Annotated in this window: 13 protein-coding genes; 7 read left to right on the forward strand and 6 right to left on the reverse strand. The window is 69.2% G+C overall.

Features of this window, described 5'->3' with window-relative positions; all coding sequences use genetic code 11:
• The first annotated feature begins 49 nt into the window (after window positions 1-49).
• The 3 genes from ACFY2Z_RS32680 (at window position 50) to ACFY2Z_RS32690 (ending at window position 2,821) form a co-directional block, all read left to right on the forward strand.
• The gene (locus tag ACFY2Z_RS32680; RefSeq protein WP_390747673.1) at window positions 50-787 is read left to right on the forward strand and encodes a FadR/GntR family transcriptional regulator; all 738 of its coding nucleotides are present in this window, start codon (window positions 50-52) and stop codon (window positions 785-787) included.
• Between the two features lie 53 nt (window positions 788-840).
• The gene (locus tag ACFY2Z_RS32685) at window positions 841-2,319 is read left to right on the forward strand and encodes an APC family permease (RefSeq protein WP_390747674.1); all 1,479 of its coding nucleotides are present in this window, start codon (window positions 841-843) and stop codon (window positions 2,317-2,319) included.
• A 103-nt stretch (window positions 2,320-2,422) separates the two neighbouring features.
• Entirely contained in the window at window positions 2,423-2,821 is a 399-nt protein-coding gene (locus ACFY2Z_RS32690) for a DUF5958 family protein (RefSeq protein ID WP_390747675.1), read from the forward strand.
• Between the two features lie 455 nt (window positions 2,822-3,276).
• Here the strand turns inward: ACFY2Z_RS32690 and ACFY2Z_RS32695 are convergent, their stop codons facing one another.
• The gene (locus ACFY2Z_RS32695; protein WP_390747676.1) at window positions 3,277-4,293 is read right to left on the reverse strand and encodes an alcohol dehydrogenase catalytic domain-containing protein; all 1,017 of its coding nucleotides are present in this window, start codon (window positions 4,291-4,293) and stop codon (window positions 3,277-3,279) included.
• Window positions 4,294-4,511: 218 nt separating this feature from the next.
• On the opposite strand from ACFY2Z_RS32695, the gene ACFY2Z_RS32700 reads away from it, so the two are divergent.
• The gene (locus tag ACFY2Z_RS32700) at window positions 4,512-5,084 is read left to right on the forward strand and encodes a TetR family transcriptional regulator C-terminal domain-containing protein (protein WP_390747677.1); all 573 of its coding nucleotides are present in this window, start codon (window positions 4,512-4,514) and stop codon (window positions 5,082-5,084) included.
• Window positions 5,085-5,104: 20 nt separating this feature from the next.
• Entirely contained in the window at window positions 5,105-5,347 is a 243-nt protein-coding gene (locus ACFY2Z_RS32705) for a hypothetical protein (RefSeq protein ID WP_390747678.1), read from the forward strand.
• 444 nt (window positions 5,348-5,791) lie between these two features.
• Here the strand turns inward: ACFY2Z_RS32705 and ACFY2Z_RS32710 are convergent, their stop codons facing one another.
• Both ACFY2Z_RS32710 and ACFY2Z_RS32715 read right to left on the reverse strand, forming a co-directional pair.
• Window positions 5,792-6,217, reverse strand: a complete 426-nt coding sequence (locus ACFY2Z_RS32710) for a hypothetical protein (protein ID WP_390747679.1) — start codon at window positions 6,215-6,217, stop codon at window positions 5,792-5,794.
• Window positions 6,214-6,606, reverse strand: a complete 393-nt coding sequence (locus ACFY2Z_RS32715) for a BlaI/MecI/CopY family transcriptional regulator (RefSeq protein WP_390747680.1) — start codon at window positions 6,604-6,606, stop codon at window positions 6,214-6,216. The genes ACFY2Z_RS32710 and ACFY2Z_RS32715 overlap by 4 nt, the downstream gene beginning before the upstream one ends.
• A gap of 385 nt (window positions 6,607-6,991) precedes the next feature.
• Here ACFY2Z_RS32715 and ACFY2Z_RS32720 point away from each other — a divergent pair, with 385 nt between their 5' ends.
• Window positions 6,992-9,235 carry an RICIN domain-containing protein gene (locus ACFY2Z_RS32720; RefSeq protein ID WP_390747681.1) on the forward strand — a complete coding sequence of 748 codons (2,244 nt, stop codon included), beginning with the start codon at window positions 6,992-6,994 and terminating at the stop codon, window positions 9,233-9,235.
• Window positions 9,236-9,465: 230 nt separating this feature from the next.
• Here ACFY2Z_RS32720 and ACFY2Z_RS32725 read toward each other — a convergent pair whose 3' ends face one another.
• Window positions 9,466-9,966: a hypothetical protein gene (locus ACFY2Z_RS32725; protein ID WP_390747682.1), complete on the reverse strand. Its 501-nt coding sequence runs from the start codon at window positions 9,964-9,966 to the stop codon at window positions 9,466-9,468.
• A 414-nt stretch (window positions 9,967-10,380) separates the two neighbouring features.
• Window positions 10,381-10,998, reverse strand: a complete 618-nt coding sequence (locus ACFY2Z_RS32730; protein ID WP_390747683.1) for a TetR-like C-terminal domain-containing protein — start codon at window positions 10,996-10,998, stop codon at window positions 10,381-10,383.
• Window positions 10,999-11,064: 66 nt separating this feature from the next.
• On the opposite strand from ACFY2Z_RS32730, the gene ACFY2Z_RS32735 reads away from it, so the two are divergent.
• Window positions 11,065-12,399, forward strand: a complete 1,335-nt coding sequence (locus tag ACFY2Z_RS32735) for an alpha/beta hydrolase family protein (RefSeq protein WP_390747684.1) — start codon at window positions 11,065-11,067, stop codon at window positions 12,397-12,399.
• Window positions 12,400-12,592: 193 nt separating this feature from the next.
• Here the strand turns inward: ACFY2Z_RS32735 and ACFY2Z_RS32740 are convergent, their stop codons facing one another.
• Window positions 12,593-15,877 (reverse strand): lectin, encoded by a 3,285-nt coding sequence (locus ACFY2Z_RS32740; protein WP_390747685.1) that lies wholly within the window; start codon window positions 15,875-15,877, stop codon window positions 12,593-12,595.
• Window positions 15,878-16,312: the final 435 nt, after the last annotated feature.

The raw sequence follows: 16,312 nt of genomic DNA on the forward strand, positions 1-16,312 counted from the left end.
TCCCGCCTCCGGTCCGCTGCCTCGAGCAACGGATGGTTAGAGTGACTGCGTGGTGAACCCGGCAGGCAAGTTCGTCCCCTTCGGCCCTGGAGGACGCCTCCCTGCGGCGCCGGCCGCCGGGGTGGCGGGTGCGCGCGCTCTGCTGGGCGGCGGCGGCCAGACCGGGGCCGAGCTCGTCCGCTCCCGGATCGCGCTCCAGGTGCGGCTGGCATCGGTGCTCCCCGGCGACCGGCTGCCGGACACCGGGGTCCTCGCCGACGAGCTCGGGATCAGCGAGATCACGGTGCGCCGCGCCCTGGAGGGCATGTGCCAGGACGGCCTGCTCGACCGGCGCCGCGGGCGGGCCGGCGGGACCTTCGTCGCCTCGGCATGGGAGACCGTCGTCGCGGTGATGCAGGACGCGGAGGCGGCAGCCTCGCTGGACTCGTTCCACCTGCTGGTGGAGTGCGGCCTGGTGGCGCACGGCTGCGGCGAGGTCGAGGCCGGACGGCTGGCGGGGCTGCGAGCGCTCGTCACCGAACTCGACATGGTCGACGATCCGGCTCGACTGCTTGAGCTGGAGACCCGGTTCCACCTGGAGCTGGCCGAGGTGCTCGGCGGTCCGGGGATGCGCGAGCTCGCGGCCGACCTGCTCGGCCGGTTGTGCCTGCTGCTGCCCGCACCCGAACCCGCCGTCCTCCGGGAACGGAACCGCTGCCACGCCGAGTTGCTCGACGAACTCACCCGTGGCGCCACGGACCTGGCCGTGCGGGCGGTCAAGGCGCACCAACGCGTCCAGCCGGCGTGACCGAGCGAAACCCAGGTCACGCAAGGAACCGCACGGCCGCAGAAGGAGAAGCCATGCCAGAGCCCGGAACCCCGGGAGCCGGACCGCCTGTCACCTCGCACCCCGCCCCGGGTGAGCCCCAGCGGCTGCGTGGCGGTGTCCTGGGGATGGCTGACATCGCCGCCGCCACCATGGCCAACATCGGCCCGGCCATGAGCTTCTACTTCGGCTTCGCGTTCCTCACCACCACCTCGGGCGTGGCCTCCCCGCTCACCGTCATCGCCGCCGGTGTCGCGGTGGCCCTGCTGGGAAACACGCTCGCCCAGTTCTCCCGGGCACACCCCTCGGCGGGCGGTTTCATCACCTTCGTGGGCAAGACTTTCGGGCCGGTCAGCGCGGTGACCACGGCACTGCTCGTCGGCGTCGGCTACATCATCGGCATGGCCTCGGTCATCGCGATCTCCGGCGGCTTCCTGGAGATCACCCTGCACCGGTACACCGGCCTGAACGTACCGTGGATCATCTGGACGCTGCTGCTCACCGCCGTCTCGGTGGTGCTGATGCTGCGAGGCGTGGTGGTCTCCACCAAGCTGGCAGGCTTCTTCTTCGCGGTCGAGATGGTGGTCCTGGTGGTGGTCTCGATCGCGGCGATCATCAGCCACGCGGGGCACCTGTCCGCCGCCCCGTTCCTCCCCAGCCATCTCAACAACGGGCTCAAAGGGCTGGCCGGGGGGTTCCCGCTGGCGGTCTACCTCTTCGTCGGCTGGGAGAACTCAGCCGCGCTCGCCGAAGAGACCGAGAACCCCCGGCGCAACGTCAGCCGCGCTGTCTTCTCCTCCGTGGCGATCATGTCGGTGAGCTATGTCCTCTTCTCCTACGCCACGGTGACCGGCTTCGGCTACGACGTGCACAAACTCGGCGGCGCCCAGATCCCCTTCATCAGCGTGGCCCAGAACACCCTCGGCGTGCTCGCCTTCCTCGCCTACCTCGGCGGGCTCACCTCCACCCTCGGCGCGCTGATCGCCGGCACCAACTCACAGGCCCGGCTGGTGTTCAACGCCGGACGCGACGGACTGCTGCCGTCCTTCTTCGGCTACGTCCACCCGATCCGCCGCACGCCCACCAACGCCATCCTCGCCTTCACCGCCACCGCCCTGCTGATCATCGGCGGCTGGGGGCTGGGCCATATCCTCGGCCATCACAGCGGTTCGATGAACCCGGTGGCGTTCTTCGCCGAGGCGTCGACGATGGGGGCCATCCTGATCCTCCTCGTGTACCTGGCCTCGAACGTCGCGCTGCCGCTGTACTACCGCCGATACCGGCCGCAGGAGTTCCGCGTGGTCAGGCACCTCGTACTGCCCGCCCTCGGTGCCGTGGCCATCGTGGTCCCGCTGTACTACCTGTCCAAGCCCGGCCAGCCCGCCCCCTACAGCTGGTTCCCCTACGCGGCCGCCGCCACAGTGCTCCTCGCCCTCGGCTACGCGACGCTGCTCGTCCACCGGGATCCGTCACTCGGGGACCGGGTGGGCTCCGTCGTGGCGGACATGGAATGAGGAACGCGTCGGCCTCCGGCCGGCGGATGATTGCCGCGACGACGGGCCGCATGCGGCCCTGCATGAACCACGGCGAAAGCCCCGTCCACGGGAGAGCAGTGTCATGACCGAGCGTGATGTCATACTCAACCAACTCGCCCAAGGGCTGCGCCCCATGGCGCAGGGCATCGCGTGGTTCGACGCACTCAGCCCGGAGGCACAGTCGGAGACGCTGCGACACCTGTCGCACCACTGCGTCCAGGCTCGCGTCACCGCCGACGACGGACCCGAGAGCGTTCGCAGAGCCGGTCTGCGCCCGACACACACCCCCGCAGTGCTGATCACTCGGGGCCGGATCGACCAGCAACTGGGCAAGATCGCCGGCCTCACCCCTCCCGACGAGCGCCGCAAGGCGTTCCGGCTTCTGATTGCGGCCCTTGCGATCGCCGACGAACGCCGTCGCGAGCTCTTCTGCTCCGACGGCTGTGGTCACTGGTGGCACAGGCTGTCCGACGCCGACTGATCGCCACGGCGGCCGGAGTCGACTCCTGACAGCCGATACGACGCCGCTACGACGCAGTCGCATACCGGGGCGGCGCCGCCCCGGTGCGCCACGCGTAGATCACCGACTCGCCATCGGCACCAGCGCCCGCATCGGCGCCCGCGCGCCCCTGCCGACCGTGACGAAAAGCGAAGGCTACTCGCCGCAATGGGCTCAGCCCCGGCCGGAGGGTGACACCGGCCGGGGCTGATCAGCGAGCTGTGGCAGTGAAGGGCGGTCGCCTCTCGGCGAAGGGCTCCATGAGGCTTCAGCCGAACGATCGTCCCCATGGGCAATAGGTGAGGCCCGGGGACACTGTCCCCTTCACTGCCACGCCCTCCTCAACCACCCGAACCCCACGGATGTTCCCCGCCTCCCCGGCGCGGCCGTACCGCGGAAAGCAGTGCGGTGTGCCGGGGCCGCCTACCGCCGCGTGGTCAGCCGGCGATGTCGAGGACCACGCGGAAACGGGCGTTGCCCGAGAGCATCCGCTCGTAGCCGTCCATGGCCTGGGCGAAGGGCATGGTCTCGATCGAGGGACGGATCCCGTGGGCGAGGCTGAAGGCGAGGTTGTCCTCGTTCTCGATCGATGACCCGGTCAGGCTGCCGACGATACGGCGGGTGCCGAAGATCAGGTCGGGCGTGGCGACCGTCAACGGGTCGGGGGCGGCGCCGACCACGACCAGGCTGCCGCCCGGTGCCAGCCCGCGGACCAGTGGGTTCATGGACGTACCGCTGGACGCAGTGGCGACGATGGCCGCGGCACCACCCAGGTCGGCCAGCGCCGTCCCGGGGTCGGTGACTGCGCTGTCGATGTACTCGTGGGCGCCCAGTTCCCTGGCGAGCTTCTCCTTCTCCCGACCGCGGGCTATGGCGGCGACACGGTATCCGAGGCCGCGTGCGTACTGCAGGGCCAGGTGACCCAGCCCGCCGATCCCCTGCACGGCGACCAGGGCGCCCGCGCGGATGGGGGCCTGCTGGAGCGCGGTGAAGGTGGTCAGCCCGGCGCACAGCAGTGGGGCCGCGTCGGCGGCCGGCATGTCGTCGGGGACACGTACCAGTCCGCTCGCGCGTGCGTACGCCACCTCAGCGTATCCGCCGTCGACGGTCGTTCCGGTCTGTTCCTGGTGGAGGCAGTTGACGAAGTCGCCCCGGCGGCACCGTTCGCACTCTCCGCAGTGCCCGTTCAGGAAGCCGATGCCGACGCGGTCGCCGGGCCGCCAGGCGGTGACACCCGCACCCACGGCATCGATCAAGCCGACGATCTCGTGGCCGGGAACGACGGGGGACGACGGGTCGGTGCGCAGGCCCTCCACGGCCAGCACGTCGGAGTGGCAGACGCCACAGGCCTCCACCCTGACCCGGACGTGTCCGGGCGCCGGGTCGACCAGGTCGCGCTCGACCAGCCGGAGGTTGTGGACGCCGGTGGCTTCGAAGGCTCGGTACGTGGACATGACGCTCCTCGGTGCTGCCCTGCCGCACGAGGCAGGGCGCTGGACGGGACTAATTCAATATGACCAGTCGTCTTGAATGGAGTCAAGCAGGTCCGCGGGCCGGACCGCCTACAGCGCGTCGTCGCTCCCAGGAGCCGAACCGGACAGCCTCTGTCACCGGCCTGGGGTTTGACACGAGTCGAGACGACCGGACACATTGACCCCGGAGGTGGTGAGAAATGGCACGCGCATCCAAGCGCGAGGAGATCGCCCAGGCAGCTCTGGAGCAGTTCCGCACGCGGGGCTTCAACGCCACAGGCATCAGCGATATCACCTCAGCGGCCGGGGCTCCCAAGGGCTCGTTCTACAACCACTTCGCCAGCAAGGAGGCGAGCGCCCTCGAGGCGCTGAACCGCTACGGCGCCGGGCTACGGTTCGACATGCTCGACACCCCCGGCCGCCCTGCGCTGGACCGGCTCCGGGCGCACTTCGAATTCCTGAGCGAGGACACGGTCGACAACGGCTTCGCCCGCGGATGCCTGGTGGGCAACCTCGCCGCAGAGGTGGCGGACCACTCCGAGGAGATCCGCTCCGCCGTCCAGGACGGCTTCCAGCGGTGGACCTCGTACATCCAGGAAGTGCTCGCCGAAGCCAAGGATGCAGGTGAACTCGACGCCGCTCTCGACGTGGAGACGACCGCGCTGTTCATCCTCAGCGCCTGGGAGGGCACGCTGATCGCGGCCCGGGCCGACAAGTCCTCCGCACCCTTCGACGCCTTCTTCCGCATGGTCTTCGACGTCGTCCTGCGCTGATCGCGGCTATCCGCAAGGGCATGCGCGCCGTCCTGCCCGCCACCTTCGCCGGCTCCCTGGGTGTCCGCTTCCCTGCAGCCCGGCCGGCAAGGCGCCGACCGTCACCCGGCCAGCCCGTCGAGCGCGGCATCGGCGAGGTCGCGCGGCATTCCGGCTACCAACGCGGGGCCGAGCTCGCGGGCACATGTGGCGACCGCGTCAAACCCCATCTCCTCGCCGAACGGGACTTCACGCTCTCCAGAACGCTCGTCCAGGGCCGCTGACACCCCGCGGTCGGAGGGTGAACGGCATGACGGCGGCGGCTGAGAGAGACGGGGCGGCGGAGCGTTCGGCGCTACGGCGGGCGTCGGGCGAGTTGGACGCGCGGCCTGCCGACACCACCGAGCGGCGGGCCCGGAGCGCACCTGCGACTCGACCCCGAGTCGACCGACTGCGGACACCGGCGGCCGCGTTCCTACGGCCGGATCTTGGGCGCCGGCTTGACTTGCACGTCGACACCGAAGACTCCTTCGCGCGGGACCGGATCACGCATGTCCTGGCGGGCGCCTGCGGTGCTCCCGCCCTGCCCGCCCCGCTGCGAGCGGGGAGCACGATCGCGACGACGGAGACACGCTGGAGCTCGACGTCCCGGACCTGTTCTTCGCGTGGCCGGAAGAATCGATCAGTCTGGTTCTGGGCCGTGTCGGCTCAGATGGCCCCCGGTCCCGTCAGGTCGGCATCTGGGGCAGGGGGCCGACCTGCCAACCGCGAGCCTGGCACGTGTCGAGGATACGGGGCAGTGCCCGCAGAGTGGTGCGCCAGAAGCGGGTGGCGGAGGTGCAGTCGGAGTCGTGCAGCAGGATGGTGCCGCCGCCGCGCAGGTCCCTCAGGACGGTGTCCTCGACGGATCGGGGCGTGGCCCGCTTGCGCCAGTCCTCGCCCCAGCAGGTCCACAGCGCAGGGGTCAAGTCGGGGCGGCGGCAGGCCAGATGGGCGGCGGTGGTCATCACTCCGTACGGCGGCCGGAAGAGCGTCGGCGGTCGGCCGGTGACGTGCGGCCGCATCCGTCGCCCCACCCACGGCGCGACCAGCGCCGGCACCGCGCTCACCGGCAGCGGCAGATACATCGGGGCCCCGGCCAGAACACATGTCACCCCCGGTCGGGAGAGTTGCCGTGCAACAACTGTTCCAACAGCTGCTCGTCCTCCGCCGAAAGATCCGAAACGAACCGGGCCAGTACCGCCGCACGATCCCCGCCCTCGTCCAGCAGCGAGTGCATCCCCGCCGCCGCGAGCCCAGCCTGGTCGTCCACGGGAGCGTACACATGGCTGCGTCCATACCGCTGCCGGGTCACCAGCCCCTTGTCGCACAGCCGCGTCAGGATCGTCAGGACCGTCGTGTAGGCGGCACCGGCCACCTGTTCCTGGACCACCGCCGCGGTCACCGGCGCGCCGGCCGCCCACAAGGCAGCCAGAACTTCCCCTTCCAGTTCGCCCCGCGCCCGCCGCCGGGCCTCTCCCCGGCCGTCCCTTCCGCCTGCCACCCGGCGCCTCCTCTTCTCCTCAACAGCAGGGGCTGTCTTCGAGCCCACCAAACTACTACGAGACGTAGAAAGGCAACCGTCTCGACGAACGAGGGGGCCCCGAGGCACCGTCCACCGAGAAGCGCACCGTCTACCGGTTGGGACGTGCCCCCCGACAGTGCTCAGCAGGCCTACCCGAAGTAGGTCAATCCCTCTGTGAGAGGCGAAGCAGTCAGCCCGCCCGCAACTCGACCGCACCACTGGCCCGTTGGGGCCAACCGCCCCTCTCCGCCCCTCTCCGACGGCATAGTTCACGACTTATCTTTTGATGTGTATTGACGATCCGGCAGGTGGCGCCTACCGTCCCATCCGCATCGCGCCCCACAACGCGACCGAGGAGACACGCGTGACCCACGTTCTCGCCGTGCTCGTCCGAGCCCGCCGTCATCACAGACGCACAGCAGCCCTCACGACCGCCCTCCTATTGCCGGCCGCCGCCGGCATCGCGCTGGTGTCCGCCCCGGCAGCCAGCGCCGCAACCATCCCCACCACTCCCACCACCGTCGTCAACGCGGGCAGCGGCAAGTGCGTGGACGCACGTGCCGCGGCCACCGGCAACGGCACCGCCGTGCAGCAGTACACCTGCAACGGCACCGGCGCCCAGTCCTGGCAGTTCACCGCGACCGACAGCGGCTACTACCGGATCGGCGCGGCCTCCGCACCGAACCAGGTCTGGGACGAAACCGACGTCTCCACCGCCGACGGCGCACTGACCCAGCTGTGGCTCTACGGCGGCGGTGCCAACCAGCAGTGGCTGCCGGTCGCCGAGGCCTCCGGCGGGTACCACTTCGTCAACCGCAACAGTGGCAAGTGCCTCGATGTGCCGTCCGCGTCCACCGCCGACAGCGTCCAGCTGCAGCAGTACACCTGCAACGGCACCAGCGCCCAGTCCTTCACGCTCACCGGTGGCATCACCCCGCCGCCCAACACCCCGGACTTCGGGCCCAACGTGACGGTCTTCGATCCGTCGATGCCCACGTCCACCATCCAGTCGAAGATCAACTCGGTCTACAGCACCCAGCAGACCAACGAGTTCGGCACCCAGCGCAACGCCCTGCTGTTCACCCCCGGCACGTACAACGTCGACATCCCGGTCGGCTACTACACCCAGGTCTCCGGGCTGGGCCTGTCACCCGACCAGGTGTCGATCACCGGCGGCGGCGTGCACGTCGAGGGTCACACCAGCGACGGCAACGCCACCCAGAACTTCTGGCGCGACGTCGAGAACATGTCCGTGAGCCCCAGCTCCGGCAGCACCATGTGGGCCGTCTCGCAGGCCGACCCGTTCCGGCGGATGGACGTGCACGGCAACATGAAGCTGTGGGACGACACCCACGGCACCACCACCAACTGGTCCAGCGGCGGCTACATAGGCAACTCCCGGATTTCCGGCCAGATCAACTCCGGGACCCAGCAGCAGTTCCTCACCCAGAACACCGCCCTGAACGGCGGCTGGACCGGGCACAACTGGAACATGGTCTTCGTCGGCGACACCGGCGCCCCGGCGACCAGCTTCCCCAATCCGCAATACACCACCGTCGCCCAGAGCCCGGTGATGCGCGAGAAGCCGTTCATCTACGTCGACGGCTCGGGCAACTGGCAGGTGTTCGTCCCGTCGGTGCGCACCAATGTGCAGGGCCCGGACTGGGTCAACGGCACCGCTCCGGGCACCTCGCTGCCGATCAGCCAGTTCTACATCGTCAAGCCCGGTGACACCGCCACGACGATCAACAACGCGCTCGCCGCGGGCCAGAACCTGATCGTCACCCCGGGTGTCTACCACCTGTCCGCCCCGCTGAACATCACCCGTCCCGACACGGTCGTCCTCGGGCTGGGCCTGGCCACCCTCGTACCGGACAACGGTGTCACGGCGATCACCACCGCCGACGTCGACGGCATCGACATCGCCGGACTGCTGATCAGCGCGAACACCACCAACTCCAACACCCTGATGCAGATTGGCCCGGCCGGCTCGACCGCCGGTCACAGCGCCGACCCGATCGTGCTGCACGACGTGTTCTTCCGCATCGGTGGCGACGTCGCCGGCAAGGCCACCCAGACACTGGTGATCAACAGCAACGACGTTGTCGGAGACGACCTGTGGCTGTGGCGGGCTGATCACACCAACGGCGTCGGCTGGACGACCAACCCGGCTGTCAACGGGCTGATCGTCAACGGCAACAACGTCACCATGTACGGCCTGGCGGTCGAGCACTACCAGAAGTATCAGACCACCTGGAACGGCAACGGCGGCCGCACGTACTTCTACCAGAGCGAGACCCCCTACGACGTGCCCGACCAGTCCAGCTGGACCACCAGCGGCGGCGACCTCGGCTACGCCTCGTACAAGGTCGCCAACTCGGTCACCTCCCACGAGGCATGGGGTGTGGGTGTCTACGCCTATCTCCGCGACAACCCATCCGTGGTCCTCGGCCATGCCATCGAGGTGCCCACCACGTCCACGGTGAAGTTCCACAGCATGGTCACCACGGTCCTGGGCGGCGCAGGCACCATCAACCACATCATCGACAACACCGGCAGCCAGGTCACCGCCAGCAGCAATGTGGCCTACCTGGTCAGCTACCCGTAGGTCCGTCGGGGACCCGAGGTACGCAGGACAGAGGGGCCGGTCGGCCGGCCAAGGGACGCATCGCAGCGGCCGGCCCCTCCCCCCTGGCGTGGCCTCACGCCTGTCCGTAGGCGTGACGGTCCGGACGGGTGCCGACCGCCCTGGTCGGCACCCGCCTGACGAACGGCGTCAGCGGCGCCAGATCACCGCAGAGGTGTTGTTCGCATCGAGGGTCACATCGCCGCTCCAGATCAGGAACGACTGCTGGGGACGGTAGTCCTGACCGAGGAGGAAGCCCCGGCCGATGCCCGTGACGTGCGCGGTGGCGCCGGTGTCGGGGCCGACAGGGCGGAGGTGGCGGCCGCCGGGGAGCTCTCGTCGGAGAAGTGCAGGCGCAGCTTGTGCACACCCGCGGTGAGGTGACCGAGCGCGAGCTGCCGGTGAAGGGGCTGTCCGCCGGAGGCGACAAGGTCGGCGGCGTGGTGGCCGTCGTCCGAGATGGACACGACCGCCGACTCGGCACCCGCAACAGCCCAGTCGGTTCCCGGTGCCGCAGCGTTCAGATCGAGGACGGCCTCGCCCGACCTCGACACGACGATCGGCACCCGTACGTCCGGGTGATCGCGGCGGACCTGGAAGTGTCTCGAATGGGAGCTCCTGCTCTGCAGCGTGTCTGCCGTGGCCGATGCGGCCAGGCCCGCCACGGCCAGGAAGGCGGCGACCGGCGCGGTGATCAGTTGGACGACTCGCATCAGAATTCCTCGATCGCAGGGAATCCCTCACGGGCGGGCCGGGCGGCCCGGTGCGACCGTACAACGTGGCCCGCGAGCGACACCGGTCAGCGGCAGGTCTGGCGGCCGAGATTGACCGGACGACGAAGACGGAGGGTCAACCTCGGCCAAGCGCTTGGAAGTTCGCCAGTGGTCGTTCCGCCGGCCGAACCGAACCATCTGCCGGAAGTTCGAGGGCTGGGCCGCTGGTTGCGGCCGTCCGGGAAAGTCATCCAAGGCTGATCCGATGGGTACTTACTTCACGCCCAGGGCCCGGGGGATGCTCTGCGCGACGGTGTTGCCCTCGGTGCCGGGAGTCGAAGCGTCACTCGGTCCGGGCCATGGCCGAGCAGGCGTTGGCCCCGGTGCCTCGGGCGGATACCGGCCCCGGTCCTGTCAGTGAGCCAGTTCGGCGTCGCGAAGTCTGCTGAACACTGCGGGAGTGGTCCAGCCGCGCAGGGCAGCATGAATCGCCGATCGGAACGCGGCCTCGGCCGTGGGGGCGTCGAGGGCTCCAGCCAGTTCGAGCGTCACCAGCCCGTGCAGGGTTACCCAGAGCGAGAGAGCGATCGCCGTCGCTTCGCCCGCGAGGAGGGAGTCTGCCACGGCCCGGTCGATCGCCGCGATGAGCGGCCGGATCGGGTCATGGGTGCCGACTGCGTCTGACGGCTCGAAGGACTGCGCCCCTCCGAACAGCACTGTGTACAGGTGGCTGTGTCCGAATCCCCATCGTCGGTATGCGATGGCCAGGGCATAGATGTCGGTGAGGGGATCCTCGGAGGTCGGCACCGCGGACAGGTCCTGGAACAGGCTGTCGACAGCTCTGTCGCGTACCGCTCCGATCAGTCCGTCCTTGCCGCCGAACAGGGAGTACACCGCCGTCGTCGACGCGTCGGCGGCAGCCGCCACGGCGCGGACCGTGACCGACTCTCGCGGGCCCCTGGCGAGCATCTCGGTCGCGCACACCACGAGCCGTTCCCCGACCGCCGCGTCGTTGGTTCTCGGCCTACCCATGACGAGCAGCCTACCTCCTCTGATAACGTCGTTTTGGAACAGCGTTATGAAACTCGGAGGTCCACCATGCCCACGTTCGCCGCGGCCTTTGTTCGCTTCGCCAGATACTTACTGCCGGCGCTGGCCGCGGTCGGGACGCTGACTGTGGTCTTTCTCCTGTTGATCGTCCTCACGGACGGGGCCGGCTCGGGACTCGCCGCGTGGTTGACGACCCTGGGAGTCGCCTCTTGCGCCGCACTGTGGCGGGGCCGGGGACGTACCTGGGCCGCGCGACTCGTACCGTTTCTGCCGGTGGTTGTCGCGGCGACGCTGACAGCGTCGGTCTGCATTCCGACCGTGCCCACGACCCGGCGCACCCCGCCCGACCTGCCCTTCGTGGCCACACAGCACTGGAACCTGGCAACCGGCAGCCGGGTCGCGGTGTACCACTACCCGCCCGCGGCCCAAGGCACCCGGCACCCGGTCCCGCTCGTGTACCTCAACGGCGGACCGGTACGCGGCATATCACTGCTCGACCATCGGTTCCTGAAGCTCCTGGCACGCCAGGGCTACGATGTCTACGCCTACGAACAAGCAGGCGGCGGACGCAGCGACCTGCTCCCCATGGACCAGTACACGGTCTCCAGATCGGTCCGTGATCTCGACGCCTTCATCCGCCATCTGGACCGGGGCAAGGCCGACGTCCTCGGCTTCTCGTCGGGCGCAGTTGTGCTCACTCGGGCCCTGGCCGCTCCCTCCGTCGCCGGACAGCTGCACCGGGCGATCATCGCTGAGCCCGGACCGATGGACGGCCCGACGTCGAGAATCTCCGGGCACCAGGGGCGTCCGTCCGCGCGCGGCCTCGCGCCGGGCACGACGGGACCGCGATCGACGCATGTCCCCCGATATGCCGTGGCATTCGGCCTCATGCGACTCGGCCTCCTCACCCCCGAGACCGGACTGATCGGACAGGCCGAAGGAGACAACGCATTTACCGCCGCCGACCTCGGCAGCGACACCGCCTCCGCCTACTGCGCACGCGACGCGCACCGCATTCCGCCCGAAAACACGCAACGGAACTTCTCGTTCAGCCCCGCCGCCAGCCTCCACATCGAGCAGACGGTGAAGGACGCGCCCTCCATCGCCCCGCAACTGAGGCGGTCAAAGACGCCCGCCATGCTGATGATCGCTGAGTGTTCCTCCCAGATCCGTCAATGGGAGACCGCCGTCCTTACCGATGACCCCGCCATCGAGCGCACGCAGTACATGCCCGGAGTCGGGCATCACATGTGGAACGGCCTGGACGACAACAACGACCGAGCCGCCGCCGTCATCACCGCGTTCCTTCAAGGCGGGCCGGCGCCCCTGCCGAACTACCCCACCCGCGAAGAGATCCCCGCCTTCCTGCGCGACCACAAGTGACGCCCGGACGGACCGCGCCACGCCAGAGCAGCGACCACCGGCGCGGGCCGCAGTGGAGGAGCGGCAGTCCGCAGCACGCTACAGGCGGGCGGGACGTGCAGGTGTCGCCGGGGCGCCGGGCCCGCACGCCCGGCGGGCCGGCCCCGGGGCTCGCGCCCGGGAACCGGCCCGTCGTGGTCAGTGCCCGCCGGCCTCAGTGCCCGAAGCCGTAGGCGAACAGGTGGTCCGTGCCCGTCGCGCCCGTGACCGGCAGCGTGATCGACGCCACCTGCTTGGACGCATCGAGGGAGACCTTCGTGGCGAAGACGTAGGTCTTCACGTTGTCCCGGCCTCCGCTGCCGGTGTTCCGGTAGCCCGTCGAGATGGCCGTCGTCTCGCTCGGGAGCGGCTTGCTGGACCCGGCGTTCAGCGTCCAGTCCGAGAAGCCGACCGTCGCCTTGGTGGTGGTGCCGTCGGTGTAGGTGACGGTCATCGTGCCCAAGACCCCGCTGCCGTCGGTCGGCGCGTTGGCCGCCGTGCCCAGCAGGCCAAGCGACGCGCCCGACGTGCCGGTCGGCATCGGGATGGTCTGACCGGCCATCTCCAGGTTGTCCAGCCGGCCGGAGGCCACCGTCGGCCAGGTGTAGGAGATGCCGTCGACCGTGACGGTGGAGCCGCTCGTGACGCCCGCCGCCGACAGCGCGTTCTGCGAGAACGCCCAACCGCCGCCGTCGAAGCCGCCCGAGTAGCTCGTACCGTCAGGGTAGATGCCCTCGTTGGTGGCGTAGGGCCACAGCGCACCGGCCCTGGCCACGGCCACCCGGAGGGTCGCCCCGCTCAGTGCCGCGCCGGTGCTGTGGTCGGTCAGCGCGAAGGTGACCGGGAACGTCCCCTCGCTCGCGCCCGCCGTCACATGAACCTTGGCCTCGGCGCTGCCGGATGCGGGCACGTTCACCGAGCCGGACGTCGTGTCCAGGGTGACGCCGGAGGGTGCCGTCGCCTTCCAGTCGACCGTGGCGTCCTTGCTGCCGAGGTTGGTCAGGTCGAGCGTGCCGTCACCGGAGGCGTTCGGCTGGAGCACCAGGCCGTCGCTGGTGGGACCGGTCGCGGCCAGCACCCGGTCGCCGCCGATGGTGTCCGACGGCGGCACCGCCGACGAGTCGGACGCCCAGGACTTGTCGGGAGTGGTGCCGAGTGTGAAGTCGACCGTGCCCGCGCCCTTGAACTGCTGGTACGTCAGCCAGGAGGTCTTCCACTCCTTGCCCTTGACGTCGAGCGACTGCACGTACGGCGCGTCGGGCGCGGCCTGCGGCGCGTTGATCTGCACCGTCTTGCCGTCGCCGAAGGTCACCTTGGCCACCGGGAACGCCGGGCTGCCGAGGACCAGGGTGTCCGCGCCGGGGGTCTCCGGGTACATGCCGAGCGTCGACCAGACGTACCAGGAGCTCATCGCGCCGAGGTCGTCGTTGCCGAACGAGCCGACCGGAGCGTTGAAGTACAGGTTCTGCTGGGCCTTACGGACGGCCGCCTGGGTCTTCCACGGTTCGCCCGTGTAGTTGTACTCCCAGGGGATCTCCACGCTCGGCTCGTTGCTCAGGTCGGCGTTGGTGTTGCCGGGGTTCGTGATGTTGTCGAGCAGACTGTCCAGGAAGGACGAGTACGCCTTGGCACCGCCGCGCGCCTGGATGAGCTGCTGGAGGTTGAAGGGGACCATCGGCGTGTACTGGGCCGACGTGCCCTCCACGAAGCCGTTGGAGGTGCCCGGGGTGAACCCGCCCGCGAACTGGCCGTCCTTGTTCTTGCCCTGAATGTAGCCGGTCTGCGGGTTGAAGACGTTCATCCAGTCCTGGGCGCGCGTGGCGAACTTCTTGTAGACGTCCGTCTTGCCCAGCGACTTCGCGAAGGTGGCCAGGGCGTAGTCGGCGGAGTCGTACTCCAGCTGTGTGGAGACCGGGCCGTAGAAGTTGCAGCAGCCGTAGTCGTTCTCGTCCAGCGGCAGGTAGCCCTTCGCGTCCCGTACGGACTCGCCGGGGCGGTCGTTGTTCGGGACGGTGGCCTCGTGCTGCAGCGCGGCGAGCGCCTTGTCCGTGTCGAAGCTCCGGGCGCCGAAGGCGTAGGCATCGGCGATGATGCCGGCGGCCGGGTCACCGACCATCACGTAGCTCTCGCCGTTGTTGGAGGCCCACTTGGGCAACAGGCCCGTCTGGTCGTAGCCGTTGAGCATCGAGGTGACGACGTCGCCGGCGACCTTGGGCTCGACCATCGCCATCAGCTGGGTCTGGGAGCGGTAGGTGTCCCAGCCCGAGTAGTTGGCGTACTGGGCCTGCTGTCCCTTGGCCAGTTTGTGGATCTGGTTGTCCATGCCCATGTACTGGCCGTTGTCGTCCGAGAAGACGTTCGGGTGCAGCAGCGCGTGGTAGAGCGCGGTGTAGAACTGCACCCGCTGGTCCGCGGAACCGCCGCCGACCTGGATCTTGTTCAGCACCGCGTTCCAGGCGTCGTGGTTCGCCTGCTTGACGGCGTCGAAGTTCCAGTTCTTGATCTCGGTGGTGAGGTTGTCGGCCGCGTTGGCGTCACTCGTGTACGAGATACCGACCTTCGCGCTCACCGTCGGGTTGGCGGACGTGTCGAACGTCAGATACATACCGTTCGCGCCCGTCGTGGGGGGCTGGACGGCCTTGCTCGTGCTGCCGGTCCTGCCCGCGGCGGAGGCCTGGGGCGCGACGCCACCGCTCGGCGCCGGGGACGGCGTACCGGAGTTCTTGCCGCCACTCCCGTGCACGGTCGGGGACGGCGCCGCGGGAACGGTGAAGTGCTTCTCCTTGAGCGGCTTGGACGGGTGCGTCGGAAGGGTCTGCTGGACCTTGCCCGCCTTCAACGACGTAGCGCCCGGGTTGATGGTGCTGCCGACCCAGGTGCCGCTCGCGGTGAACGGCTGGTCGAACCTGATGTCGAAGTGCAGCGTGTAGCGGTTGCCCGCGCCGCAGAAGTGACCGCTGTCGATCGAGCCGCTGACCTCCTTCTTGCTCACCACCTGGACGCGGGTTCCGTCCACCTGCGTGGCACCCCCGCTGAGCTTGAGCAGCAGGTTCGCCTGACTGCCGGTGGGGAAGGTGAAGGTGCCGAGGCCCGCGCGGGTGGTGTCGGTCAGCTGGGTCTTGACCCCGTTGGCGTCGCTGACCTTGTAAGAGCCGATGCCGGCCTGCTCGTCACTGTGGCTGAAGCCGACAGCGGTGTTACCCAGGTTGCCGGACAGCGCGCCGGTCACCGGCAGGATGGGCAGGTCTCCCGCGACGGGGCAGCCTGGCCCCGAGACGTGGGTGAGGCTGAAGCCGGAGATCTTGTTGTCGTTGTACTCGTAGCCGCCGCCCGAGGGGCGGTGAGGCGTCGTGTCGGGACCCCACTGCACCATGCCGGCCGGCATGTCCGGGCCGGGGAAGGTGTCCACCGCACCGGAGGTACCGATGAGGGGGTTGACGAGGGACGCGGGGTCCTTCACAAAGGTCGGCGTCGCGGCGCTCGCGGCATAGGCGCCGCCGACCGCCGGGAGCGGCAGTACGGCGATGCCCAGGACAGAGACCGCGGCCAGACGTTGGCGAAGTCTCTTTCGGTTACGTGGCGCAGCTGAACGTCGAGGTCTGACCATCGGTTTGCCTCCGCAGCGGTTCGTGCTTCGCACCTGAGGTGCCGACGTCCCGAAGATCGGGGAACGCCAGCGACAGGCAACGGTGCCGGGTCACTCCAACGGCCTGACAACGTTGCCATGCACGAGTGTCGAGTGAAACGCCTGTACTCACGACATGTCAACGAGGCCAACGGGACTTTCTGAGCGTGAAGTTCGGTCATGTCCCCTGTAGTGGTGTAACCGTGCCGGGTTGATCTTCAGCCGGATAGATCTTGTCCATGCTGCCTTCGGGCAGGTAGCGGCGGGGGA

The organism is Streptomyces sp. NPDC001222 (assembly GCF_042896945.1).
Lineage (GTDB): Bacteria > Actinomycetota > Actinomycetes > Streptomycetales > Streptomycetaceae > Streptomyces > Streptomyces gibsoniae.

Bases quoted from the DNA above. Each gene is read 5' to 3' on its own strand.
- ACFY2Z_RS32685 (WP_390747674.1), top strand. From the start codon at position 841: ATGCCAGAGCCCGGAACCCCGGGAGCCGGACCGCCTGTCACCTCGCAC.
- ACFY2Z_RS32690 (WP_390747675.1), top strand. From the start codon at position 2,423: ATGACCGAGCGTGATGTCATACTCAACCAACTCGCCCAAGGGCTGCGC.
- ACFY2Z_RS32695 (WP_390747676.1), bottom strand. From the start codon at position 4,293: ATGTCCACGTACCGAGCCTTCGAAGCCACCGGCGTCCACAACCTCCGG.
- ACFY2Z_RS32700 (WP_390747677.1), top strand. From the start codon at position 4,512: ATGGCACGCGCATCCAAGCGCGAGGAGATCGCCCAGGCAGCTCTGGAG.
- ACFY2Z_RS32705 (WP_390747678.1), top strand. From the start codon at position 5,105: ATGCGCGCCGTCCTGCCCGCCACCTTCGCCGGCTCCCTGGGTGTCCGC.
- ACFY2Z_RS32725 (WP_390747682.1), bottom strand. From the start codon at position 9,966: ATGCGAGTCGTCCAACTGATCACCGCGCCGGTCGCCGCCTTCCTGGCC.
- ACFY2Z_RS32730 (WP_390747683.1), bottom strand. From the start codon at position 10,998: ATGGGTAGGCCGAGAACCAACGACGCGGCGGTCGGGGAACGGCTCGTG.
- ACFY2Z_RS32735 (WP_390747684.1), top strand. From the start codon at position 11,065: ATGCCCACGTTCGCCGCGGCCTTTGTTCGCTTCGCCAGATACTTACTG.